Source organism: Nocardia sp. IFM 10818 (genome assembly GCF_054655275.1).
The window spans coordinates 4,740,994-4,761,937 of the sequence record NZ_BAAHJH010000001.1; the positions used below are offsets into that span (position 1 = coordinate 4,740,994).

At 68.2% G+C, this 20,944-nt stretch carries 22 protein-coding genes; 6 read left to right on the forward strand and 16 right to left on the reverse strand.

The genetic code is table 11. The features are described from left to right. Positions 1-20 precede the first annotated feature (20 nt). From ACYQ5L_RS21960 to dop, 7 genes are all read right to left on the reverse strand, one after another. Positions 21-1,058: a helix-turn-helix transcriptional regulator gene (locus tag ACYQ5L_RS21960; RefSeq protein WP_459963500.1), complete on the reverse strand. Its 1,038-nt coding sequence runs from the start codon at positions 1,056-1,058 to the stop codon at positions 21-23. A 169-nt stretch (positions 1,059-1,227) separates the two neighbouring features. Beyond that, positions 1,228-2,223 (reverse strand): helix-turn-helix transcriptional regulator, encoded by a 996-nt coding sequence (locus ACYQ5L_RS21965; protein ID WP_459959749.1) that lies wholly within the window; start codon positions 2,221-2,223, stop codon positions 1,228-1,230. Between the two features lie 196 nt (positions 2,224-2,419). Further along, entirely contained in the window at positions 2,420-3,778 is a 1,359-nt protein-coding gene (gene pafA / locus ACYQ5L_RS21970; RefSeq protein ID WP_218021039.1) for a Pup--protein ligase, read from the reverse strand. A gap of 261 nt (positions 3,779-4,039) precedes the next feature. Further along, a complete protein-coding gene (gene prcA / locus ACYQ5L_RS21975; RefSeq protein WP_459959751.1) occupies positions 4,040-4,813 on the reverse strand; it encodes a proteasome subunit alpha in 774 nt (257 codons plus the stop codon). Further along, positions 4,810-5,670 (reverse strand): proteasome subunit beta, encoded by an 861-nt coding sequence (gene prcB / locus ACYQ5L_RS21980; RefSeq protein WP_459959753.1) that lies wholly within the window; start codon positions 5,668-5,670, stop codon positions 4,810-4,812. The genes prcA and prcB overlap by 4 nt, the downstream gene beginning before the upstream one ends. Continuing rightward, positions 5,667-5,861, reverse strand: coding sequence for a ubiquitin-like protein Pup (locus tag ACYQ5L_RS21985; RefSeq protein ID WP_067536347.1), 195 nt, complete (start codon positions 5,859-5,861; stop codon positions 5,667-5,669). The genes prcB and ACYQ5L_RS21985 overlap by 4 nt, the downstream gene beginning before the upstream one ends. A 260-nt stretch (positions 5,862-6,121) precedes the next feature. Continuing rightward, the gene (gene dop, locus ACYQ5L_RS21990) at positions 6,122-7,624 is read right to left on the reverse strand and encodes a depupylase/deamidase Dop (protein ID WP_459959756.1); all 1,503 of its coding nucleotides are present in this window, start codon (positions 7,622-7,624) and stop codon (positions 6,122-6,124) included. 143 nt (positions 7,625-7,767) lie between these two features. Between dop and ACYQ5L_RS21995 the strand changes: the two genes are divergently transcribed. After that, positions 7,768-8,997, forward strand: a complete 1,230-nt coding sequence (locus tag ACYQ5L_RS21995) for a DUF418 domain-containing protein (protein WP_459959758.1) — start codon at positions 7,768-7,770, stop codon at positions 8,995-8,997. Between the two features lie 220 nt (positions 8,998-9,217). Here ACYQ5L_RS21995 and ACYQ5L_RS22000 read toward each other — a convergent pair whose 3' ends face one another. The 3 genes from ACYQ5L_RS22000 to ACYQ5L_RS22010 are packed head-to-tail and all read right to left on the reverse strand — an operon-like array spanning position 9,218 to position 12,201. Further along, positions 9,218-10,804, reverse strand: coding sequence for an FAD-dependent monooxygenase (locus ACYQ5L_RS22000; RefSeq protein WP_459959760.1), 1,587 nt, complete (start codon positions 10,802-10,804; stop codon positions 9,218-9,220). After that, the gene (locus ACYQ5L_RS22005; RefSeq protein ID WP_459959762.1) at positions 10,801-11,439 is read right to left on the reverse strand and encodes a TetR/AcrR family transcriptional regulator; all 639 of its coding nucleotides are present in this window, start codon (positions 11,437-11,439) and stop codon (positions 10,801-10,803) included. Before ACYQ5L_RS22005 ends, ACYQ5L_RS22000 begins: the two co-directional genes overlap by 4 nt. 54 nt (positions 11,440-11,493) lie before the next feature. Further along, the gene (locus ACYQ5L_RS22010) at positions 11,494-12,201 is read right to left on the reverse strand and encodes a TetR/AcrR family transcriptional regulator (RefSeq protein WP_459959764.1); all 708 of its coding nucleotides are present in this window, start codon (positions 12,199-12,201) and stop codon (positions 11,494-11,496) included. Positions 12,202-12,297: 96 nt separating this feature from the next. Between ACYQ5L_RS22010 and ACYQ5L_RS22015 the strand changes: the two genes are divergently transcribed. After that, the gene (locus ACYQ5L_RS22015; RefSeq protein ID WP_459959765.1) at positions 12,298-13,209 is read left to right on the forward strand and encodes an AurF N-oxygenase family protein; all 912 of its coding nucleotides are present in this window, start codon (positions 12,298-12,300) and stop codon (positions 13,207-13,209) included. Beyond that, the gene (locus tag ACYQ5L_RS22020) at positions 13,206-13,550 is read left to right on the forward strand and encodes a DUF4873 domain-containing protein (protein WP_459959767.1); all 345 of its coding nucleotides are present in this window, start codon (positions 13,206-13,208) and stop codon (positions 13,548-13,550) included. The genes ACYQ5L_RS22015 and ACYQ5L_RS22020 overlap by 4 nt, the downstream gene beginning before the upstream one ends. A 10-nt stretch (positions 13,551-13,560) precedes the next feature. Here ACYQ5L_RS22020 and ACYQ5L_RS22025 read toward each other — a convergent pair whose 3' ends face one another. Then, positions 13,561-13,767 (reverse strand): nuclear transport factor 2-like protein, encoded by a 207-nt coding sequence (locus ACYQ5L_RS22025; RefSeq protein WP_459959769.1) that lies wholly within the window; start codon positions 13,765-13,767, stop codon positions 13,561-13,563. A 5-nt stretch (positions 13,768-13,772) separates the two neighbouring features. Here ACYQ5L_RS22025 and ACYQ5L_RS22030 point away from each other — a divergent pair, with 5 nt between their 5' ends. Then, on the forward strand, positions 13,773-14,267 hold the full coding sequence (locus ACYQ5L_RS22030) for a LysR family substrate-binding domain-containing protein (protein ID WP_459959771.1): 495 nt from the start codon (positions 13,773-13,775) through the stop codon (positions 14,265-14,267). Here the strand turns inward: ACYQ5L_RS22030 and ACYQ5L_RS22035 are convergent. After that, positions 14,248-14,937: a TetR/AcrR family transcriptional regulator gene (locus tag ACYQ5L_RS22035; RefSeq protein ID WP_459959773.1), complete on the reverse strand. Its 690-nt coding sequence runs from the start codon at positions 14,935-14,937 to the stop codon at positions 14,248-14,250. The genes ACYQ5L_RS22030 and ACYQ5L_RS22035 overlap by 20 nt on opposite strands. Before the next feature lie 131 nt (positions 14,938-15,068). On the opposite strand from ACYQ5L_RS22035, the gene ACYQ5L_RS22040 reads away from it, so the two are divergent. Continuing rightward, entirely contained in the window at positions 15,069-15,524 is a 456-nt protein-coding gene (locus ACYQ5L_RS22040; protein WP_459959775.1) for a nitroreductase family deazaflavin-dependent oxidoreductase, read from the forward strand. Positions 15,525-15,584: 60 nt separating this feature from the next. Here the strand turns inward: ACYQ5L_RS22040 and ACYQ5L_RS22045 are convergent, their stop codons facing one another. The 3 genes from ACYQ5L_RS22045 to ACYQ5L_RS22055 all read right to left on the reverse strand — a co-directional run bounded on the left by ACYQ5L_RS22045 (position 15,585) and on the right by ACYQ5L_RS22055 (position 18,449). Further along, entirely contained in the window at positions 15,585-15,944 is a 360-nt protein-coding gene (locus ACYQ5L_RS22045) for an arsenate reductase family protein (protein ID WP_459959777.1), read from the reverse strand. 17 nt (positions 15,945-15,961) lie between these two features. After that, positions 15,962-17,755 carry a hypothetical protein gene (locus tag ACYQ5L_RS22050; protein WP_459959779.1) on the reverse strand — a complete coding sequence of 598 codons (1,794 nt, stop codon included), beginning with the start codon at positions 17,753-17,755 and terminating at the stop codon, positions 15,962-15,964. A 334-nt stretch (positions 17,756-18,089) separates the two neighbouring features. After that, entirely contained in the window at positions 18,090-18,449 is a 360-nt protein-coding gene (locus ACYQ5L_RS22055) for a nuclear transport factor 2 family protein (protein WP_459959780.1), read from the reverse strand. Positions 18,450-18,508: 59 nt separating this feature from the next. Here ACYQ5L_RS22055 and ACYQ5L_RS22060 point away from each other — a divergent pair, with 59 nt between their 5' ends. Next, complete coding sequence (locus ACYQ5L_RS22060; RefSeq protein ID WP_459959782.1) at positions 18,509-19,435, forward strand: cyclase family protein; 927 nt, start codon at positions 18,509-18,511, stop codon at positions 19,433-19,435. 31 nt (positions 19,436-19,466) lie between these two features. Here ACYQ5L_RS22060 and glnA read toward each other — a convergent pair whose 3' ends face one another. Further along, positions 19,467-20,903 carry a type I glutamate--ammonia ligase gene (glnA, locus tag ACYQ5L_RS22065; RefSeq protein ID WP_459959784.1) on the reverse strand — a complete coding sequence of 479 codons (1,437 nt, stop codon included), beginning with the start codon at positions 20,901-20,903 and terminating at the stop codon, positions 19,467-19,469. Between the last annotated feature and the right edge of the window lie 41 nt (positions 20,904-20,944).

A 20,944-nucleotide genomic window follows, 5' to 3' on the forward strand; every position in this document is an offset into this window, starting at 1 on the left:
CGCCGCCGTGGAACGAACGGTCAAGCCGGACCGACCTCCTCGAAACCGGCCGTCGCGTACCCGGCCGAACCGTCCTGCGCCAGCGCCGCATACGCGGCCAGCGCGGAGCTGGAACGATCGCGGACCGCGGTCACCAGTTCGGGCGGGCCGAGCACGGTGACGCCGGAGCCGAAGCCCAGCAGCAGGCGCGCCATCCATTCCAGGGTGGCGAAGCGCATGGTGGCCTCGATACCGCCGTCCGGATGCACCGTGACCTTGTGCATCGGGTACTGATCCAGCACCCAGCCGTAGTCGGCGCGAATCAGCAAGCGCGCCAGCGGGACCGCGGGATCGTCGACGAACAGGTCCAGGGCCGCGGTCTCGTCGGCGGCCACGTCCACCGGCGGGCGGGCCGGTTCGTCGAGCTCGGTGGCCGCCTCGATGCGGTCCAGGCGGAACAGCCGCACGCCCTCGGCCTGGCGGCACCAGGCCTGCAGGTAGCTGTTGTTGTCTACCAGCACGATGCGCAGCGGATCCACCACGCGCTCGGAGACCTCGTCGCGGCTGGCGGAGTAGTAGACCAGGCACAGCGCGTGATCATTGGCCAGCGCCGAGCGGACCGTCGCCACCGACGGCGCCTCCACCGGGGCCGGGGCGACCGGGCCCTCGAATTTCCTTCCGGAGATGGCGGATTCGATCTTCGCGATGGCCGAATGCGCGGCGCTGGGATCGACCATGCCGGGCAGGTCGGCAATGGAGCGCAGCGCCACCAGCAGCGCGGTCGCCTCAAGCGAGGTCAGTCGCAGCGGGCGGTCGATGCCGGCGGAGAAGGTGACCTCGATGCTCTCCTCGGAGAAGGACAGGTCGATGAGATCACCGGGCCCGTAGCCGGGCAGGCCGCACATCCACAGCTGGTTCAGATCGCTCATCAGCTGTTTGGTGGTCACGCCCAGTTCGGCGGCCGCCTCGGCGGCGCTGATGCCCGGATTGGCCTGGAAGTACGGCACCATATTGAGCAGCCGCGACAGCCGTGTCGAGAGCCGGCTGCCGGTCGCCGCGCCGCCCTTGCGCTCGCGCAGGCCGCTCGACACGCGGGCGCCGTCCCCGGCGGTCTGCGCGGTCCGGCGCGCCTCGGTCCCGCGGCGCGCGCCGTTCCCGTCCCCGTCACTCACGACTCCACCTCGCCGGCGCTCGGCTCCGTCGTGCGCGACGGCACGCCGTGTTGATGGTTCACTCGCTGGCGCTCGCTCACGACGCCGACACCTCCGTCCGCTCCAGCACCGACTCGAGCCGGGCAATCACGTTGTCGCGCAGATCTTCCGGTGCGAGCACCAGCGCGTCCGCGCCCAGCCCGGTAATGAGGCGGGCCAGCCAGTCGCGCGAGCGGATCGGCACCTCCACGACCGATCCGGCACGGCCGCCGAGAGCGCGATCCTCCAGGAGCGCGCCCATCCGGCGGATCTCCTGACCGCGGCCCTCGGCCACCCAGACCGTCGCCGATCCGGTGATCGGGGCCTGGCTGGTGACCTCCGCGACCAGGGCGCGCACGTCCACGTCCTCGGGTTTGTGCACGGCATTGGCCGGGCCGTACTCGGTGATGTTCTCGCCGATGCGGGAGATGCGGAAAACGCGCTGGGCCTGGCGGGCATTGTCGTAGCCGACCAGATACCAGCGGCCGTGATGGGTGACCACACCCCAGGGCTGCACATCGCGTTCGATCGGATCACCGTGCGACTGGCGGTGTTCGAACTTCACGGCGCGTCCCGCGTCGATGGCGGCGAGCAGCTTGCCCAGCACCGGTTCCGAACCGCGCGTGCGCGCCGGCACCGCCGGCACCGAGGCCACCCCCGCATCGGGTTCCACATGAATGCCCGCCGCGCGCAGCTTGAGCAGGCCGCCCTCCGCGGCCGCCGCGAGTTCGGGCGACTCCCACAGCTGCACGGCCACCGCCACCGCGGCGGCCTCGGCACTGGTCAGATCGATATCGGGTAGCTCGTAGGCATCCCGGTTGATGCGATACCCCTCGGCCCCGGAATACCGGCTGACCGGTCCGATCTCCAATGGAATGCCCAGATCGCGCAGCTCGTTCTTGTCGCGCTCGAACATGCGGCTGAACGCCTCGTCGCTCGCGGACTCCTCGTATCCGGCCACAGAGTCCCGGATCCGCTCCGCGGTCAGGAATTGCCGGGTGGACAGCAGCGCGATAACCAGATTCATCAACCGCTCGACCTTGGATATCGCCACGCGTTAGAGAGTAATGCGCCCAACGGCGAGACGTTGTGCGACCCGGTCAGTTGCGGGTCGCACAACGCGAACGCGCACTCGGGAACCGGGCGCGGAATGGAATCCCCCGCCCCTCGGGGGTCTGGGGGCAGAGCCCCCAGAATTCCGCCGGGGTTCGGGGGCGAAGCCCCCGAGAGCCCCCCGAGAGGTGGGATTCCTACATGGAGGCGATGAGCCGGTCCACCCGCTCGTCGACCGAGCGGAACGGGTCCTTGCAGAGCACCGTGCGCTGGGCCTGATCGTTCAGCTTGAGGTGCACCCAGTCGACGGTGAAGTCGCGGCCCGCCTCCTGGGCGGCGGTAATGAAATCACCGCGTAGCTTGGCGCGCGTGGTCTGCGGCGGCGTGGTGACCGCGGCGTCGACCGCCTCGTCCTCGGTGACCCGCTTGGCCAGACCCTTGCGCTGCAGCAGGTCGAACACGCCGCGGCCGCGCTTGATGTCGTGATAGGCCAGATCCAGCTGGGCGATCTTGGGATCGGACAGCTCCATGCTGTAGCGGTCCTGATAGCGCTGGAACAGCTTGCGCTTGATCACCCAGTCGATCTCGGTGTCCACCTTGGCGAAATCCTGCGCCTCGACCGCGTCGAGGGTGCGGCCCCACAGATCCACCACCGCGTCCACCTGCGGATCGCGATCGCGGTTGCGCAGGTGCTCGACGGCGCGGGCGTAGTACTCGCGCTGGATGTCGAGGGCACTGGCCTGCCGCCCGCCGGCCAGCCGCACCGGCCGCCGGCCGGTGAGATCGTGCGAGACCTCACGGATGGCGCGAATCGGGTTGTCCAGAGCGAAGTCTCGGAACGCGACACCCGCCTCGATCATCTCCAGCACCAGCGAGGCGGTGCCCACCTTGAGCATGGTGGTCGGCTCGGCCATATTCGAATCGCCGACGATCACATGCAGGCGGCGGTACTTCTCGGCATCGGCGTGCGGCTCATCGCGGGTATTGATGATCGGCCGCGACCGCGTGGTCGCCGAGGAGACGCCCTCCCAGATGTGCTCGGCCCGCTGCGACAGGCAGAAGGTGGCCGCCTTGGGCGTCTGCAGCACCTTGCCGGCGCCGCAGATGAGCTGGCGGGTCACCAGGAACGGCAGCAGCACGTCCGAGATGCGGGAGAACTCGCCGGCCCGCACGACCAGGAAGTTCTCGTGGCATCCGTAGGAGTTGCCCGCCGAGTCGGTGTTGTTCTTGAACAGGTAGATGTCGCCGCCGATCCCTTCCTCGGCGAGACGCTGTTCGGCGTCGATGAGCAGATCCTCCAGCACCCGCTCACCGGCGCGGTCATGAGTGACCAGCTGCACCAAGCTGTCGCACTCGGCCGTCGCGTACTCCGGATGCGAACCGACATCGAGGTAGAGCCGGGCGCCGTTGCGGAGGAACACGTTGGAACTACGGCCCCAGGAAACCACCCGGCGGAACAAGTACCGGGCCACCTCGTCAGGACTCAACCGACGGTGACCGTGGAAGGTGCACGTCACCCCGAATTCGGTTTCGATCCCCATGATTCGTCGCTGCACACCATCGACATTACAGCGGTCGGAAGCCGCATAAGGGCGGTGTCGGACAGGCGATGCAAACGTATTCACAACGATTTAGCACGAGATCCAACGTCGCAGGCCCTGTCACCTGCCAAAAACCAAGCCCCCTTTGCACTCTGCTCGTCCGAGTGCAAACACTCGCCCCCGCCGAGTGCAATGCGAAAACATGCGCGCGGACAGAGAAATGCCGGGCCGCGAACCATTTGGCTCGCGGCCCGGCATTTTGCGAATTTCCCAGCGCTAGGACGGATCTCCCGCGCCCGGCTTGTCCTCTTCCGCCGCGGCTTTGGCGGTGGAGGGTTTACCGGTGATCAGTTGTTGCAGGGCCGAACCGCTGATGCGGCGGAAGGCGCGACGCGGGCGGGCCTGCTCCAGCGTCGCCACCTCGAGGGAGGAGACGCCGATGGTGCGCTTGTCCTTGTCGCTGCCGCCCTCCGGGGTGGCCTTCTGCAGGGCCCCGACCGCCACCGTGATGGCGGAATGCAGGTCCATGCCCGGCTTGTAGGCGCCCTTGAGCGCGGTGACGATGGGGTCGGTGTTGCCGCCCATCACCACGAATTCGCGCTCGTCGACAATGGATCCGTCGAAATTGATCCGGTACAGCACCGAGTTCGACGCCTGCTCCGGATAGCCCACCTCGGCGACGCAGATCTCCACCTCGAACGGCTTGAGCTGGTCGGTGAAGATGGAACCGAGGCTCTGCGCGTACAGGTTGGCCAGGAACCGGCCGGTCACATCCCGCCGGTCGAACTGGTAGCCCCGCAGATCCGCCTGCAGGATGCCGCCGCGGCGCAGGCTCTCGAACTCGTTGTACTTGCCGACCGCGGCGAAACCGACGCGGTCGTACAACTCACTCACCTTGTGGAGGGTGGCCGAGGGGTTCTCGGCCACGAACACCACACCCTTGTCGTACACCAGAACGATGACACTGCGTCCCCGTGCGATGCCCTTGCGCGCAAGTTCGGTCTTGTCGCGCATGATCTGTTCGGCCGACGCGTAGTACGGCAGTGTCATGCTTCACCGATCCCTTCCGCGGCCGCCGCGGCACGCTCGTCCACCATCGCCCGCGTGATCTCCTTCAGACGCTCGTCGGAGACCTCCTCCGCGCCCTCGGAGTCGATGACGATCGCCGTCGGGTAGATGTTCCGCATGGTGTCGGGACCACCGGTGGCGGTGTCGTCGTCGGCCGCGTCGAACAGCGACTCGATGGCGATGCGCAATGCCTTGTCCTGATCGATGCCGCGCGAGTAGGTCTTCTTCAGCGAAGACTTGGCGAACAGCGATCCGGATCCGACCGCGGTGTAGCCGAAGCGCTCTTCGCTGCGACCGCCGACCACGTCGTAGGAGATGATGCGGCCGGCCTTGTCCGGGTCCTGCTGGTCCGGGTCGTAGCCGACCAGCAGCGGCACCACCGCCAGGCCCTGCAGGGCCGCGGGCAGGTGGTCGCGCACCATTTTGGAGAGTTTGTTGGCCTTGCCGTCGAAGGTGAGGGGAACGCCCTCGATCTTCTCGTAGTACTCCAGCTCCACCGCGAACAGGCGGATCATCTCGATCGCCATGCCCGCGGTGCCCGCGATGCCGGCCGCGGAGAAGGTGTCGGTGATGTACACCTTCTCGATATCGCGGCTGGCCAGCAGATTGCCCTGGGTTGCCCGGCGGTCGCCCGCGATGAGCACGCCGCCGCGGTAGGACACCGCGACGATGGTGGTGCCGTGCGGGGCGATGTCCGACGGCGAGGCACTCACCGGGTGGCCGCCGTCGGTCCGGAAACCGTTGGCGGGCAACAGTTCCGGAGCGTACATCCGCAGGTACTCGGAGAAGGAGGAGAGGGCGAACCCCGTTTGGAGCCGCAGGGGATCACCTTGGGTCACTGGCCGCCCTTCTGAACATATGCGCGCACGAAGTCCTCCGCGTTCTCCTCCAGAACGTCGTCGATCTCGTCGAGCAGGTCGTCGGTTTCCTCGGCCAGTTTCTCGCGCCGCTCCTGCCCCGCAGCACCGTCACCGACGGGGCCCTCGTCCTCGTCGCCACCACCGGCGCGCTTGGTCTGCTCTTGTGCCATAGCAGCCGACCTCCTCTGTGATCATCGGCGAGCATCGGAGAAAGTCCGATGCCCGTCCCCCAACACTACCCAGCGGCGGGGACAACATGCCGGATTAACCGCAATGTGCCCTGCCCGCTACCTCCCGGAAGCTCCCGGGAGAGCACTCTCCGGGATACCCGGAGAATGACCTTGGAGCGGGCCGCCGAACCTCGGAAAACAGGGCGGCGGCCCGACTCCGGAACCGTGCACCACGCCGCGGCGGGCCGGTGGCCACCGGCTCAGCGTGTGAGTTGTTGCACCAGGTCAGCGGCGGTATCCACGCCGTCCAGAAGTTTGCCGACATGCTGCTTGGTGCCGCGGCGCGGCTCCAGGGTCGGGATGCGGACCAGGGAGTCGCCGCCCAAGTCGAAGATCACCGAATCCCAGCTGGCGGCGGCGATGTCCGCGCCGAAGCGGCGGAGACATTCGCCACGGAAGTAGGCGCGAGTATCGGTGGGCGGGTTGGTCATTGCGTCCACCACTTGCTGCTCGCTGACCAAGCGCCGCATGGACCCGCGGGCCACCAGGCGGTTGTAGAGGCCCTTGTCCAGGCGCACGTCGCTGTACTGCAGATCCATGAGGTGCAGCTTGGGCGCGGCCCAGTTCAGGCCCTCCCGGTTGCGCATGCCTTCCAGCAGACGGAGTTTCGCGGTCCAGTCGAGCAGGTCCGCGGTCTCCATGGGATCGCGCTCGAGCAGATCCAGAACGTGCGCCCACTTTTCGATGATGTCCTGCACCCGGGCGTCGTTGTTGCCGCCGGTGCGGTCCATGAACTTCTCGACGCGGTCGAGGTAGATGCGTTGCAGGGCAAGGCCGGTCAGCTCGCGGCCGTCGGCCAGGGCGACGGTGGCGCGCAGGCTGGGATCGTGGCTGATGGTGTGCACGGCGGTCACCGGGCGGGCCAGCTGCAGATCCGAGAGGTCCTCGCCGGCCTCGATCAGGTCCAGCACCAGGGCGGTGGTGCCGACCTTCAGGTAGGTCGACCATTCCGAGAGGTTGGCGTCGCCGATGATGACGTGCAGGCGGCGGTACTTGTCGGCGTCGGCGTGCGGTTCGTCGCGGGTGTTGATGATGCCGCGCTTGAGCGTGGTCTCCAGGCCGACCTCGACCTCGATGTAGTCGGCGCGCTGGGACAGCTGGAAACCGGGCTGATCACCGGACTGGCCCAGGCCCACGCGGCCGGAGCCGCACACCACCTGGCGGGAGACGAAGAACGGGGTCAGGCCCAGGATGATCTGGTTGAACGGGGTCTCGCGGCTCATGAGGTAGTTCTCATGGGTGCCGTAGGAGGCGCCCTTGCCATCGGTGTTGTTCTTGTACAGCTGCATGCGCGGGGCGCCGGGCACGCTGGAGGCGTAGCGGGCGGCGGCCTCCATGACGCGCTCGCCCGCTTTGTCCCAGATGACCGCATCCAGGGGGTCGGTGACCTCGGGCGCGGAATACTCCGGGTGGGCGTGGTCGACGTAGAGGCGAGCCCCATTGGTGAGGATCATGTTCGCCGCGCCGACCTCGTCGGCATCGATGACCGGGGCGGGCCCGTTGAGCCGCCCCAGATCGAAACCGCGCGCGTCGCGCAGCGGGGACTCCACCTCATAGTCCCAGCGGGTGCGCTTGGCGCGCGGCACGCCTTCGGCCGCGGCATAGGCGAGCACCGCCTGGGTGGACGTGAGAATCGGGTTGGCCGACGGCTCCGAAGGCGTCGAAATGCCGTACTCGACCTCGATTCCGATGATGCGCTGCATGTGTCCGAGCCTAGGCGACTCCACGGGGAATCGGGCGCGAGCGGGTCATCCGTGGCGTGGACGCCGGGTCATTCGTGCGGCGTAGGCGTGATCGTTCTCCCGGGCGATCCGCGCTGACCTGCCCCGACGTCACAATGGCACGCATGGTCGAACCGGTACCCTCGCCGCGGCATGCGCGCCCGGCCCGCACAGTCACCGCCGACCCGAATCCCGTTCCCGCCGCGCCCCGTTCCGGCCGGCTGCCCGCGCTGGACGTGCTGCGCGGCATCGCGATTCTGGGCACGCTGGGCACCAACATCTGGATTTTCACCAACTATGAGGGACTGCTCGGCTACATCTCGCAGGAGAACGAGCCGACCGGTGCGTGGCTGTGGGCCGAACGGGTGCTGCAGCAACTGGCGCAGGGCAAGTTCCTGGGGCTACTCACCATTATGTTCGGCATCGGGCTGGCCATTCAGCAGCGCTCGGCGGTGCGCGGCGGGCGGGCGTGGCCCGGCAAGTACCCGTGGCGGGCCGGGCTGCTGTTCCTCGACGGCTTCCTGAACTTCCTGCTGGTCGCCGAGTTCGATGTCCTGATGGGTTACGCCCTCACCGGCCTGGTGGTGGCATTCGTTCTGGCCACGAGCCCGAAGGCGCAGCGGCGCTGGCTGATCGTCGCGGCGAGCATCCACACCGCCGTGCTCACGCTCATCGCGGTGGGCATGGCCTTCGATTCCCGGTCGCCGTCGGAGCGGCCGCAGCCCGAGGCGCTCGACCCGAATCCCTATGCGGACGGCTCGTTCTGGGATCTGGTGGTGTTCCGCCTGGACCACGCGGCCATGTTCCGCCTGGAGGCGGTGTTCATCTTCCCGATGTCCATCGCGCTGTTCCTGCTCGGCGCGCGGCTGTTCCGGGCCGGGGTGTTCGAGGCCGAGGGTGCGCGAATCCGCAAGCGGCTCATGATCATCGGCCTCGGCATCGCCGCCCCGCTGGACATGGCGATCGGCGTCGCGGGCGGCGGCGACCTGATCCTGTTCACCCGCTACGGCACCGCCCCGTTCGTCGCACTGGGCATCCTGGCGCTGGTCGCCGAGTTCTACACCCGCCGCACGGCTCCGGGCCTGGTGGCACGCCGGTTCTCCGAGGTCGGCCGGATGGCGCTGAGCTGCTACATCCTGCAGAACCTGGTGGCGGGCGCGATCTGCTACGGCTGGGGTCTGGGCCTGACCGGATTGGTGTCCACCCAGGCGCGGGTGCCGTTCACCGTCGGGGTGTACGTGCTGGTCTCGGCGCTCATGATGGTCTTCGCCCACTTCTGGCTGCGCCGCTTCGAGCGCGGCCCGGTCGAATGGCTGTGGAACGCCAGCTACCGTGCCATTGCCGAGCGCGGCTGAAAACGACTGCTGATCGGCCCGGACTCCCGCTACGGGCCGATCAGCGCACGGGCCGACTCAGCCCGCTGATCCGGTGTGCGCCTGGGACCGCGGCACCGCGCCGGTGATTCCCCCATCGGCCGCCAAGCCTGTACAAGTCCGAGATTTCATCGATTCCTCCCCCGAGACGAATCTCTTCATCCTCGGACATTTCCAGCTGTTGCGCCAGAAGGCAAGCGAATTATGCTCCGCCGCTGGTCATCTCACCGACGGCCGCGCTCACCGGGGCGCCGAACCAGCGGCCCAGCGCGGCGTGCAGCGAATCGAGTTCGCCGGTGCTCGGATGGGGTGCGCAGGCCCAGGCCACATACGTGTCGGGCCGCAGCAGGAACGCTCCGACGCCCGGAACCGGCTCCGCCGCACGGCCTGCCACGATGTCCACTCGGTCGCCCCAGCCCGGCACCGCCGCCGACACCGCGTGGTCTTCGGTCAGATCCACGAGCAAAGGCCGTGCGGTTCTGGCCAATTCGGCGAGACGGACGGTGTCACCGCCGAGCTGGAGCTCGAAGTCGGGGGCCATCCTGCCGACGAGTGGGTGCGCGTCCGGCTCGCCCATGTCGTAGCGGATGTCGGAGCCCGCGAGCAGGTCGGCGATGCGCTGGACCGCCGGTTCGTCGGCGAGCAATCCGGCAAGGATCTCCCGCAGGGCGGTGATATCCGAGCCCGGGGCCTGGAGGGCCGCCTGGGCCTGTGCCGACAGCAGGGTGCGGCGGGCCGCGAGACCGCGTTCGGTGTCGTAGGTGTCGAGGAGACCGGCGGGGGCTTCGCCCTTGATCTCGGCGGCGAGTTTCCAGCCGAGGTTGATGGCGTCCTGCAGGCCCAGATTGAGTCCCGGGCCGCCACCGGTGGCGAAGACGTGGGCGGCGTCGCCGGCGAGGAAGATCCGCCCGTCGCGGAATCGCTCCGCCACGCGAGTGTGGCCGCCGGCCATGCGCCGCAAGGCATGCGGGCCGTCACCGGCGGGCGGGGCGAGGGGTACGGGGACGTCGAGGACCCGGGCGATGCTCGCCGCCATCTCGTCGAGGCTCATCGGCTCGGCCGGTTCGGGTTGATCCCATTCGATGGTGCTGAGCAGTGGCGCACGGCCGGGGAAGGGCGCCCAGGCGAATCCGCCGCGCTCGGTGCGCAGCGGCAGGAACGGGCGGATATCGCCGAAGCCGGGGACGTGCAGCATTCCGGTCGCGGCCTCCACCCATTCGGATGGCACGCCCGCGTTCGCGATGCGAGTGAGGGTGCGGTCGTAATGCATTCCCGGGAAGTCGGTTCCGGACATCTTGCGGGTCACGCTGTGCGCGCCCTCCGCGCCGACCAGATACCGAGCGCGCAGCCGGTGCACTCCCCCGGCGCCGGAAACCTCCACGGTCACACCGTCTTCGTCCTGCTCGAAGCCGAGCAGTTCGGTGCCCCAGCGAATCTCGGCGCCCAGCTCCAGGGCGCGATCGCGCAGCACCTCCACCAGGCGAGGCTGCGGTACCGCCAGGGTGTGGATGGGACTGTGCTCGAGCAGGCTCAAATCCAGTGGGAGCGCGGCGAACATGAAGTAGGCGGAGTTGGGCTGCGGCGGGCCGGGCGGGCCGCCCAGGCGTTCGTAGAGGCCGCGGCGATCCATGATCGGCACCACCTGGCCGACCAGCCCATTGGCCTTGGCCTCGCCGCTGGGTTCGGGCAGCCGGTCCAGGACCAGGGCGCCCGCTCCCGCGAGGCGCAGTTCACCGGCCAGCATCAGGCCGACCGGGCCCGCACCGGCGATGATCACATCGACAGTCATGACTTCTCCTGACGGACAGGGATTTTCGGCGCGGGCAAGCCCGCGGCGAGTTGTTCGAGGGCTGTGCGCAGCAGCGGCAGCACCGGCTGCGGCGGGTGCGCGCGCAGGCTGTGGTCGATGGCGGCGGAGCAGGCCGCGCCGATGGCCGCGGCCGCGAGGTTCGGGTACAGATCGTGCTCGGCGTCGGTGCCGGTGCGCGCGGCCACCGCCGCGGCCAGGGTGCGCTCGGCGACCGCGTTCGCTTCCAGCACGGCGGATTGCACGGCGGGTTGGCCGAGCATGAGCTGGATCCCGTCGGCCCACTCGCGGCCTTCGGCGCGGTCCTCGCCCTGCTGCCCAAGTGCGAACCGGTCCAGGACCGCGGCGATCACCGCCTCCCACAGCGGCTCGGATTCCGGCCGCGCCAGCAGTTCCTCCGCCATCTGCTCCATGCGCTCGAGATGGCGCGAGGCGACGGCTTCGGCCTTGCTGGAGAAGTAGTTGCGGAAGGTTCGCACCGAGACATTGGCCGCGGCGGCGATGTCCTCCACCGTCACGTTGTCCCAGCCGCGTTCGACGCTGAGCCGGATGGTCGCGAGGCTCAGTGCGAGCCGGGTTTCCCGCTTCTTGCGCTCGCGCAGACCGATTTCACCCATGCGACCCAGGGTACAGAAACTTGCCGTGGCGGCAAGTTTTCCCACACGGCAAAATTATGAACGGAGCGCCTCCGTGCGCGAGAGCAGCTCGGAGACGACGGTGTCGCGATCCAGGGGCACGTCCAGGCTGCGCGCATTGCCCTCCAACAGGGCCAGCACGGATTCGGTGAGAATGCCTTCGACTTGCTCACTGGTGAGCGCGGATTCGGCGCGCCAGTTGTTGACCACGCCGTCGACGAAGCCGACCATGCCGAAGGCCATGGGGCGGGCGCGATTCCGGTCCAGGCCGAAGCGGGCCAGGGTGTCGGCGAACAGGTCGGCGAGCTGACCGCCGATGCGATCGCGAGCCCCGGCCAGCACCGCGGCGGACTCGCCCTGCGGTTCCCCGGCGGCCAGGAAGCGGTGCAGGTTGGGGTGGCGTTCCACCCAGCCGACATAGGTGCCGACGGCGCCGCGCACCGCATCGCGGACGGTGCCGTCCGGGCGCAGGGCCGGAAGCAGTTCGGCCAGCAGGGAATCCAGGATGTGGCGGCGGATGGCCTGATCCAGATCCGCGCGGCCGTCGAAGTGGCGGTAGACCACCGGGCGCGGGACCCGCAGGCGGTCGGCGATCTGCTGCACCGAGATCTCGGTGCCGTTCTCCTCGATGACGGCCAGGGCGGCGTCGAGCATTTCGGTGCGACGGCGGGCCTTGTGGCCGTTCCAGCGGGTGCTGCGACCGTCGGCCGTCGCGGTCGGCTTGCGTGCGCTGGATGCGGTCATTCGCCTCACGATACTCACCCGCCCATTGACCGATACATCATGTACCACTAATCTGAGTGTAACAGCTTGTATCAGTAATTTGAGTCAGGAGCTGCCATGGCCGACAAGGGCGTTGTCATGGGCGAACGGGCCGCATCGGAACTCTTCGCGCAGCGTTTGCTGATCGGATCGGTGAAGAAGTCCTACGACCCGGTGGTCGATCTGGACTGGGACGCGCCGCTGGATCCGGATAAATTCTTCCTGCCGCCGGAGGTGGTCTCGCTGTACGGGACCCCGCTGTGGGAGTCCATGACGCACGAGCAACGACGCGAGCTGTCCCGGCAGGAGCTGGCGAATGTGCTGTCGGTGGGCATCTGGTTCGAGAACCTGCTCAACCGGCTGCTGCTGCGCGAGCTCATGGCCAATGATCCGCGCTCCGGATACTCGCACTACACGCTCACCGAGATGGGCGACGAATGCCGGCACATGATGATGTTCGGCAAGCTCATCGACCGCATCGAGGCCAAGCCGTACTGGCCGAATCGCTATGAGCGCCTGACGATCAGCGCACTGCAGCTGTTCCTGCGCGGCTCCATGGTGTGGGTGGGCGCACTGGTCGGCGAGGAGATCTTCGACGCCCTCCAGCGGCGCACCCTCGACGATCCGGAACTGCAGCCGCTGGTGGCGCGCACCATGCGGGTTCACGTCACCGAGGAGGCGCGGCACATCGGCTTCGCGCGAGATGCGCTGGCGCGCCGGGTGCCGACCATGTCGAGGACCGAAATCGCCTATACGCGGCTGTGTGTCGCGGTGGCCGCCCCCCTGTTCGTACATCTGCTCACCAATTGGCACATGTACGCGCGCGCCGGAATCGCCGACGGGCGGGCCGCCCGCCGGATGGCGCACGAGAATCCGCACGCCAAACGCGCCCTCGGGGTCGGGGCCGCGAATCTCGGTGCGTTCCTGGACAAGCAGGGCCTCATCGGGCCGATCGGGAAGCGCATCTGGAAGCGCCGGGGGCTGCTGTGAGGTGGCAGCGGGGGCGGCGCCGCCGGGGCTATGACGAATGGATCGACTTCCCCGAACCCGAACCGGCGCACGAGTATTCGGGTCCTGCGGTGCTGGACGCCCCCGGTGCGGAGGTGCCGGTGACCGTCACCTTGAACGGTCACCTCGACCCCATCGACGGCAAATTCCATTGGTACGGCCGGGTGGCCGCGGCCGACGGTGTGGACCTGCCCGGTCCGGGTCGCGGGCAGGTCTTCCTCACCCTCCCCGGCGGCGCTCCGGCCCCGGGGGCATTGCAGGAGCGCGACCCCTGGGGGAATCTGCGGATCATCGGGGTCGGGACGCCGCCGTTTCCGGTGTGAGCCGCACTGGTCAGGCGGCGAGGCCCAGGGCCGGGTCTCCGGTGTAGACGCGGGGGAGAATCAGCGAATCCTCGAAGATGCGGTACGAGGTGACCAGGCCGTCGGCCACGGTGAATCGCATGATGAACTCGTCGTCCAGGATCTGCTGCGAGGGGTGGAAGCGGTAGACGAACCGGCCGTGGACGTAGACCGCGCCCGCGGCGGCATGGGTGTGCACAGGGCGTGCTGGAGGGCAGATTCGATATCGCCGTGCAGCGCCTGCCGCGGCTCGACCACCGGCTCACGGTGCGGCAGTGGTACTCCGAGCCGCTGACATTGTTTCTGCCGCAGGAACATCCGCTGGCGCAAGGCCCGCGCCGGCCCCTGCCGCCGGTCCCCCGCCACCGCCTCGGCGAGACGCCGCTGGTGCTGTGGCCGCGCGAGATCTCGCCGCCGTTGTACGACGAGATCATCGCGTTGTATCACGAGGCCGGTGCGGTGCCGCGGATCGCCGCCGAGGGCCGCAGTGTGCAAACGGTTCTCGCGCTGGTGGCCGCCGGATTCGGGGCGGCGGTGCTGGCCGACTCCCTGCGGGTGCTGCGCCGCGTCGGGGTCACGCCGCGGCCCATCGAGGGCACGCGGTCGAACCGGCATCTCGTATTCCGCAGCGGTGAGGAGAATCCGGTCGTGTCGATGTTTCTCGGTCTGGCCGAAGAGGTCAGGCCGGCAGCCCCATGAGGTCGGCCATGGCGTCGACGGCGAAGTCGAAGAAGGGGCCGGCCGGATCCATGGTGCCGTTGAGCTGACCGAAGACCTCGAAGCTCACTGCACCGAAGAGCTGAGTCCAGGCGACGACCATGCGGACCAGCACGGCCTCGGGCAGGCCGGGGGCGAATTGCCGTGCGATATCGGCGGATTGGGCCGCCAGGTCGGGGTGCACGGAATCCTGCGCTTCGATGAGAGCGCCGCTCTCCCAGGCGCGGTGCACAATGCCGAGCAGACCGAGGGGGACGCGGGACGCTGGTTCGATGGTCGTCTGGGGAGCTTGATAGCCGGGGACCGGTGAACCGTAGAGCAATGCGTATTCGTGGGGGTGCACGATCGCCCAGTGCCGCACCGCCGCGGCGGCGGCGCGCCATTGCCCGCGCGGGGTGTCCGCGGTGCCGACAGCGACGGTGACCTCGTCGCCGATGGCGTTGTACGCCTCGATGATCAGTGCCGTGAGCAGGTCGTCGCGGCTGGGGAAATAGCGGTACAGCGCGGACGAGACCATGCCCAGTTCGCGGGCGATGGCACGGAGGGAGAGCGCGGGCGCGCCCGAGTCCGCGAGCTGACGGCGGGCCGCATCGGCGATTTCGCGGGTGATCTCCGCTCGGGCTCGTTCGCGGGCGGTGCGAGGGGTGTTCATGGAGACAGTATGCCACGGTTTGGAGCGGTGAAACTTTTCGAGAGCACCGCTCTTGACAGCGAGCAGAGAAACCATGCACACTGATCACATCAGAGAGCACCGCTCTCGAAGAGCTTGCAAAGGACGCCACCATGAACGCCAACTCCGCCGCCAACCGCTACATCGGCCCCTCCGGTCTGGACCCGGTCATGAACCGCATCTTCAATCTGCTGCCGAAACTGGGAATCAGCGTGGCCGGGTCCCGGCTGCTGGCGGTGCGCGGGCGCAAGAGCGGGGAATGGCGGACCACCATGGTCAATGTGCTCACCACCGAGGACGGGGCGCGGTATCTGGTCGCGCCGCGCGGGCATACGCAGTGGGTGCGGAATCTGCGGGTGGCCGAGTCGGGCGAGCTGCGGCTGGGGCGGAAGGTCGAATCCTTCACCGCGGCCGAGGTGTCGGATGCGGACAAGATCCCGGTGCTGCGCGCCTACCTGGAGCGCTGGGGGTGGGAGGTCGGCAGGTTCTTCGAGGGCGTCACCAAGAATGCGAGCGACGCCGAATTGGCCGAGATCGCACCGGGATTCCCGGTCTTCCGCATTGCGTGAGCGCACATCCCAGGTCTCGGGGATATGCGGTTGAATCGGTGAGCGTGGCGCGAACTCGGATCAGCGCAGAGCGTCGAGAGATTCGTCGTCGCGTGCCACTATGGCTCGACCGTCGGCGGTGATGACGATGGGGCGCTGGATCAGGCGCGGGTGGGCAGCCAGGGCGTCGATCCAGCGGTCGCGGTCGGCGGGGGTCTTGGCCCACTTGGCGATGCCCAGCTCTTTGGCCTCGGGTTCGGCCGTGCGGGTGATGTCCCACGGCTCCAGGGCGAGTTTGGCCAGTACGTCGCGGATTTCGGCGGCGGTGGGCGGGTTGTCGAGGTAGCGGCGTTCGGTGTAGTCGGTGCCGGACTCGTCGAGGACCGCCTTGGCATTGCGACTCTTGGAGCACTTCGGGTTATGCCAGATCTCCGTTGCCATAACCCGAAGCCTAGCGATCAGACCCAGTCGACGACCCAGCGGTACGGGCGCATCCAGTAGAGGCCGGATTCGGGGAGGGGTGCGCCCCAGCGCTCTTCGGCCTGGCCGAGCTGCCAGCGGTATTCGGGAGCCGGTTCGCCCTCGTGGATTTCGTGCAGGTGGCGGCGCCAGGTATTGAGCATGGCGGGGACGACCTGGGGATTATTGGCGAAGGCCCAGTCGACGCTGCGGCCCATGAGGGTGTCGACGGCGTGATTGCTGGCATTGCGGTCACCGGTGGACAGCGAGTGCAGGAAGGCGGCGACCAGGTTGTAGGCGATGCCGTCGTGCACGGAGGTCTGACCGTTCTCCAGGGACCAGACGCCCAGGTAGGTGGGGGCCTGCTCGTCGACCCAGACGGCGTGCGCCTCACCGACGCGGTTGTCGAAGATGAGCGACATGAGCAGGCCGAGAACGGATTTACCCATGATCAGCGGGTCGGGCTTGCCGGTTTCCATGGCGGAGGCAATGAGGGCGCGGTAGGCGGAAGCGGCCAGGGCGGGGCGCTGAGCTTCCAGCAGGGCGTCCGCGGCTTCACCGCCCGCGCACTGTTCCGTGGGGGGCTGCTTCGGGCCGGCGTGCGGTGCGGCGCCGGGGATCGGCAGGTACTGGGTCGCGGCGCCGCCGGATGCCCCGGTGCCGAGGTCCGCGAGCGGGCCCAGGCCGGGTAGCGGTTCCGGCGCGGATAGCAGCCCCTGCGCCGGCGGCGGTCCGGGCGAGAGCAGCGGATCGGGCGTCGGGTGCGGGGTCGGTCCGCCGAACGGGGCGGGCGCCGAGAGCGGATCACGACCCGGTAGCGGCCCCGGTCCCCCGGCCGGGCCTTGACCTGCGAGCGGACCCCGGCCCGGCAGCGGCCCCGGCCCTCCGACCGGACCTGTTCCGGCCAGCGACTCCGGCCCTCCCGCCGGACCAGTTCCCGCCAGCGGCCCCGGTCCACCGACGGGACCTGCGCCCGCCAGCGGACCCGACCCGCCGACCGGACCTACGCCTGCGAGCGAACCCGGTCCTGCCAGTGGTCCCGATCCCGGGAGGGGGTCCACCCCTTCCAGCGGCCCGGGCCCTCCGAGCGGGCCTGGCCCGCCGAGCTGCCCGGGCCCTCCGAACGGACCGGGGCCTGCGAGCGGGTCGTCTATCGCCGGTGATTTCTGCAGGTAATCGAATGCCTCGCGGGCGAATTCGTTCTCCTGGCGGCTGAGCCATTCGCGGCCGGCACGCAGGGTGTCGATGAGGTGTCCGCCGACGCCGTGTTCAATGGCCGCGCAGACGGCGTAGTAACCGTAGGAGCGGTACTCGTCGAATCCCGCTCCCTCGGCCACCAGCAGTTCCGCGTACCGGCTCGCCAGATCGTGCCGTTCGATATCGCCGAGCAGGGTGCAGGCGGTCATGGCGGCCATCAGCACTTCACCGGGTTCGCCGTGGCTGCGGCGCAATTCGATGCAGCGGTCGGCCATGATGACGGCGGTCTCGGCGCGGCCGAGCTGGGTGGCGGCCTCGACGGCCATGGAGTACATGGTGGCGAGGGTGCCGGGCGGGATGTCTGCGGGGTAGCGGGCCGGACCGTGTTCGGCCAGGTGCAGGGCCTGTTCGTAATCTCCTGCCGCGAAGGCGGATCGGAAGCGGTAGGAGATGATCCAGCCGTAGTCCTTGGGATCCGGCGGTGTGAGCAGCGCATTGTCGAAGGCCGTGAGCCGGGCCAGCGCCTCGGTGGCGAGTCCCGCTTCCAGCATCCCGCTCGCCTCGTTCATCACTTCGACGAACGCGTTTCGGTCCATGGCTACTTCGCCTTCCCGCAGATTTCAGGCCCGGATCGTATGGCGCACCGGGTTTCACGCGCGGGTAGTGAGGGCAACGTCATAGTTTGGCGCGGCGCGGCATGACCGTTCGACCCCCCGAACCGAGCCACCGTCGTCCACTCATCCTCTCGCTACTCAATAGTCTCTCCCCGCAACAGGATTCCACCACACGCGCGCGGGCGCATCCGTCACCGGCCTCCGTGTGGTGGATTGCGCGTATGCGCCAACGCCTGGCGCGGCGGGTGAATTCCGTCCGGCGCGAACGCGAAATGGCGCCGGCACGGATCGTGCCGGCGCCACTGTCGCGGCTCGGTCAGGCGGGCACCTTGTCGAGGAAGCCGAGCACCTGGGCGATCCGGCCGCCGGTGAGGGTGATCACGTCGAATCCGATCACCAGGGGTTCGGGTGCGCCGGGGGCGCCGAGATACCAAGTGAAGCGCGCGGTGTCGTGATGGCCGTCCACCGGTCCGAGGCCGAATTCCAGACCCGCGAACTGCTGCTGGGCGCCGGCCACCATGGCGTCCACGGCCTCGGTGCCGCGGATCTGCACCAGCGGATCGGTGAATGCCACGTCCGCGGTGTACAACTCGTCGATCAGGGCCTTGCGCTTGTCCGCGTCCTGCTCGTTCCAGCTGTCGATGTAGCGCTGTGCGATGTTCGTGTAATCCGTCATGCGTCAAGCTTCTTCGTTGTCGCGCTGCGAGTCGATTACGCGTCGGGTAAAGAGAAGCCATGAGTTTTCCCGCGGAATTCCTGGCGATCGCGAAGCGTGTGAACAACTGGGGGCGTTGGGGTTCCGAGGACGAGCTCGGGACATTGAACCTGATCACCGACGAGGTGGTGCGCGCCGCGGCGGCCACCGTGCGCACCGGACGCCGGGTTTCGCTGGCCTTGCCGCTGACTCAGCAGGGTGTGCAGACGGGGCTGATCCCGGGCCGCGTGAATCCGCTGCACAGCATGGTCGCGATCAATTGGCAGCTGTTCGGCCCGGACACGGTCGCCACCAGCGATGACGTGGTGACCATGGCCCTGCAGGCCGCCACGCACTGGGATGCCCTGCCGCACGTCTCGCATTCCGGCCACATCTACAACGGCCGCCCCGCCGACAGCATTACCGCGCACGGCGGCGCGGCCTTCAGCGCCATCTCCGCCATCCCGCACCTCGTCTCCCGCGGCGTCCTGCTCGATGTGGCCCGCGCCCGCGGCGTCGACCGCCTCCCCGTCGATCATGCGGTCGTCCCCGAAGACCTGGAAGCCGCCGAGGAACTAGCGGGCACCCGAGTCCGCGCCGGCGATATCGTCCTCATCCGCACCGGCCATATGCAGCTGTACCTGTCCGGCGACCGCACCGCCTACGCCATGCCCTCCCCCGGCCTGTCCGTCCGCACCCCCGAATGGTTCCACGCCCGCGACACCGCCGCCGTAGCCACCGACACCCTCACCTTCGAGATCTTCCCGCCCGAAATCCCCAATGTCTGGCTCGCCGTCCACGCCCTCCACCTCGTCGAAATGGGCATGCTCCAAGGTCAGAACTGGAACCTCGAACCCCTCGCCACCGCCTGCGCCGAGCAATCCCGCTACGAATTCCTCCTCTCCGCCATGCCCGAACCCTTCGTCGGCGCCATCGGATCCCCCGTAGCCCCGGTCGCGATCTTCTGAGGCCGCGCCAGGTGTAGACCCGCGGGGACCCTCACACGTCGAAGTAGAGGTCGAATTCGTAGGGGTGGGGGCGGACGTTGATTTCGGCTATTTCGGTGTAGCGCTTGAGGCGGATCCAGGTTTCGATGAGATCTTCGGTGAAGACGCCTCCGGCCGTGAGGTATTCGTGGTCGGATTCGAGGCGGTCGATCACGGCGTCGAGGCTGGGTGGGGTTTGGATTACTTCGGCGGATTCTTCGGGGGTCAGTTCGTAGAGGTCTTTGTCTATGGGGAGGGCGGGTTCGATTTTGTTGGTGATGCCGTCCAGACCGGCCATCATCATGGCCGCGAAGGACAGGTACGGGTTGCCGGAGGAATCCGGGCAGCGGAATTCGAGGCGCTTCGCGCTCGCGCTGGTGCCGGTGACCGGAATGCGTACGGCTGCCGAGCGATTGCGCTGGGAATACACGAGATTCACGGGGGCTTCGAAGCCGGGGACCAGGCGTTTGTAGGAGTTCACCGTGGGGTTGGTGAAGGCGAGGAGGGAGGGGGCGTGGTGGAGGAGGCCGCCTATGTAGTGGCGGGCCAGGTCGGACAAACCCGCGTAACCGGCTTCGTCGTAGAACAGCGGGGAGCCGTCCTTCCAGAGGGATTGGTGGACGTGCATGCCGGAGCCGTTGTCGCCGAAGAGGGGTTTGGGCATGAAGGTGACGGTTTTGCCGGCTGCCCAGGCGGTGTTCTTGATGATGTATTTGTAGAGCTGGAGGTCGTCGGCGGCGGCCAGGAGGGTGTTGTAGCGGTAGTTGATTTCGGCTTGGCCCGCCGTGCCCACTTCGTGGTGGCCCTTTTCGAGTTCGAAGCCGGCGCGCTGGAGATTGGTGCACATCTGATCGCGGAGGTCGACGTCGTGGTCGTAGGGGGCCACGGGGAAGTAGCCGCCTTTGGGACGGACCTTGTAGCCGCGGTTGGGGGTGCCGTCGGCATTGGTTCTGGCGCCGGTGTTCCAGTCCGCGGAGGAGGAGTCGACCTCGTAGAAGGCGCCGTTCATGGCGGTGTCGTAGCGGACGCTGTCGAAGATGTAGAACTCGGCCTCGGGGCCGAAGTAGGCGGTGTCGGCGATGCCGGTGGAGCGGAGATACTCTTCGGCCTTGCGGGCCACATTGCGGGGGTCGCGGCTGTAGGCCACGCGGGTGTGCGGATCGGCCACGAAGCAGTTGATATTGAGCGTCTTGGCGGCGCGGAACGAATCCAGTTGCGCGGTGTTCAGGTCCGGCAGCAGCAGCATGTCGGATTCATGAATGGCTTGGAAGCCGCGCACGGACGAGCCGTCGAACGCGATGCCGTTCTCGACCAGGTCTTCGCCGAACATCTTGGCGGGAATCGAGAAGTGCTGCTGAACGCCGGGGACATCGCAGAAGCGGATGTCGACGTATTCGACTTCCTCGGCGTTGATGTAGTCCAGAACTCCGTTGGTAGTAGGGGTGATCACCGCTGGCTCCTCACACAGCCGCACACCACCCGATCGGACGG

Excerpts from the sequence above, each read along its gene's own strand:
- prcA (WP_459959751.1), bottom strand. The coding sequence starts at position 4,813 with ATGACACTGCCGTACTACGCGTCGGCCGAACAGATCATGCGCGACAAG.
- ACYQ5L_RS21985 (WP_067536347.1), bottom strand. The coding sequence starts at position 5,861 with ATGGCACAAGAGCAGACCAAGCGCGCCGGTGGTGGCGACGAGGACGAG.
- dop (WP_459959756.1), bottom strand. The coding sequence starts at position 7,624 with ATGCAGCGCATCATCGGAATCGAGGTCGAGTACGGCATTTCGACGCCT.
- ACYQ5L_RS21995 (WP_459959758.1), top strand. The coding sequence starts at position 7,768 with ATGGTCGAACCGGTACCCTCGCCGCGGCATGCGCGCCCGGCCCGCACA.
- ACYQ5L_RS22000 (WP_459959760.1), bottom strand. The coding sequence starts at position 10,804 with ATGACTGTCGATGTGATCATCGCCGGTGCGGGCCCGGTCGGCCTGATG.
- ACYQ5L_RS22005 (WP_459959762.1), bottom strand. The coding sequence starts at position 11,439 with ATGGGTGAAATCGGTCTGCGCGAGCGCAAGAAGCGGGAAACCCGGCTC.
- ACYQ5L_RS22010 (WP_459959764.1), bottom strand. The coding sequence starts at position 12,201 with ATGACCGCATCCAGCGCACGCAAGCCGACCGCGACGGCCGACGGTCGC.
- ACYQ5L_RS22015 (WP_459959765.1), top strand. The coding sequence starts at position 12,298 with ATGGCCGACAAGGGCGTTGTCATGGGCGAACGGGCCGCATCGGAACTC.
- ACYQ5L_RS22035 (WP_459959773.1), bottom strand. The coding sequence starts at position 14,937 with ATGAACACCCCTCGCACCGCCCGCGAACGAGCCCGAGCGGAGATCACC.
- ACYQ5L_RS22040 (WP_459959775.1), top strand. The coding sequence starts at position 15,069 with ATGAACGCCAACTCCGCCGCCAACCGCTACATCGGCCCCTCCGGTCTG.
- ACYQ5L_RS22045 (WP_459959777.1), bottom strand. The coding sequence starts at position 15,944 with ATGGCAACGGAGATCTGGCATAACCCGAAGTGCTCCAAGAGTCGCAAT.
- ACYQ5L_RS22050 (WP_459959779.1), bottom strand. The coding sequence starts at position 17,755 with ATGGACCGAAACGCGTTCGTCGAAGTGATGAACGAGGCGAGCGGGATG.
- ACYQ5L_RS22055 (WP_459959780.1), bottom strand. The coding sequence starts at position 18,449 with ATGACGGATTACACGAACATCGCACAGCGCTACATCGACAGCTGGAAC.
- ACYQ5L_RS22060 (WP_459959782.1), top strand. The coding sequence starts at position 18,509 with ATGAGTTTTCCCGCGGAATTCCTGGCGATCGCGAAGCGTGTGAACAAC.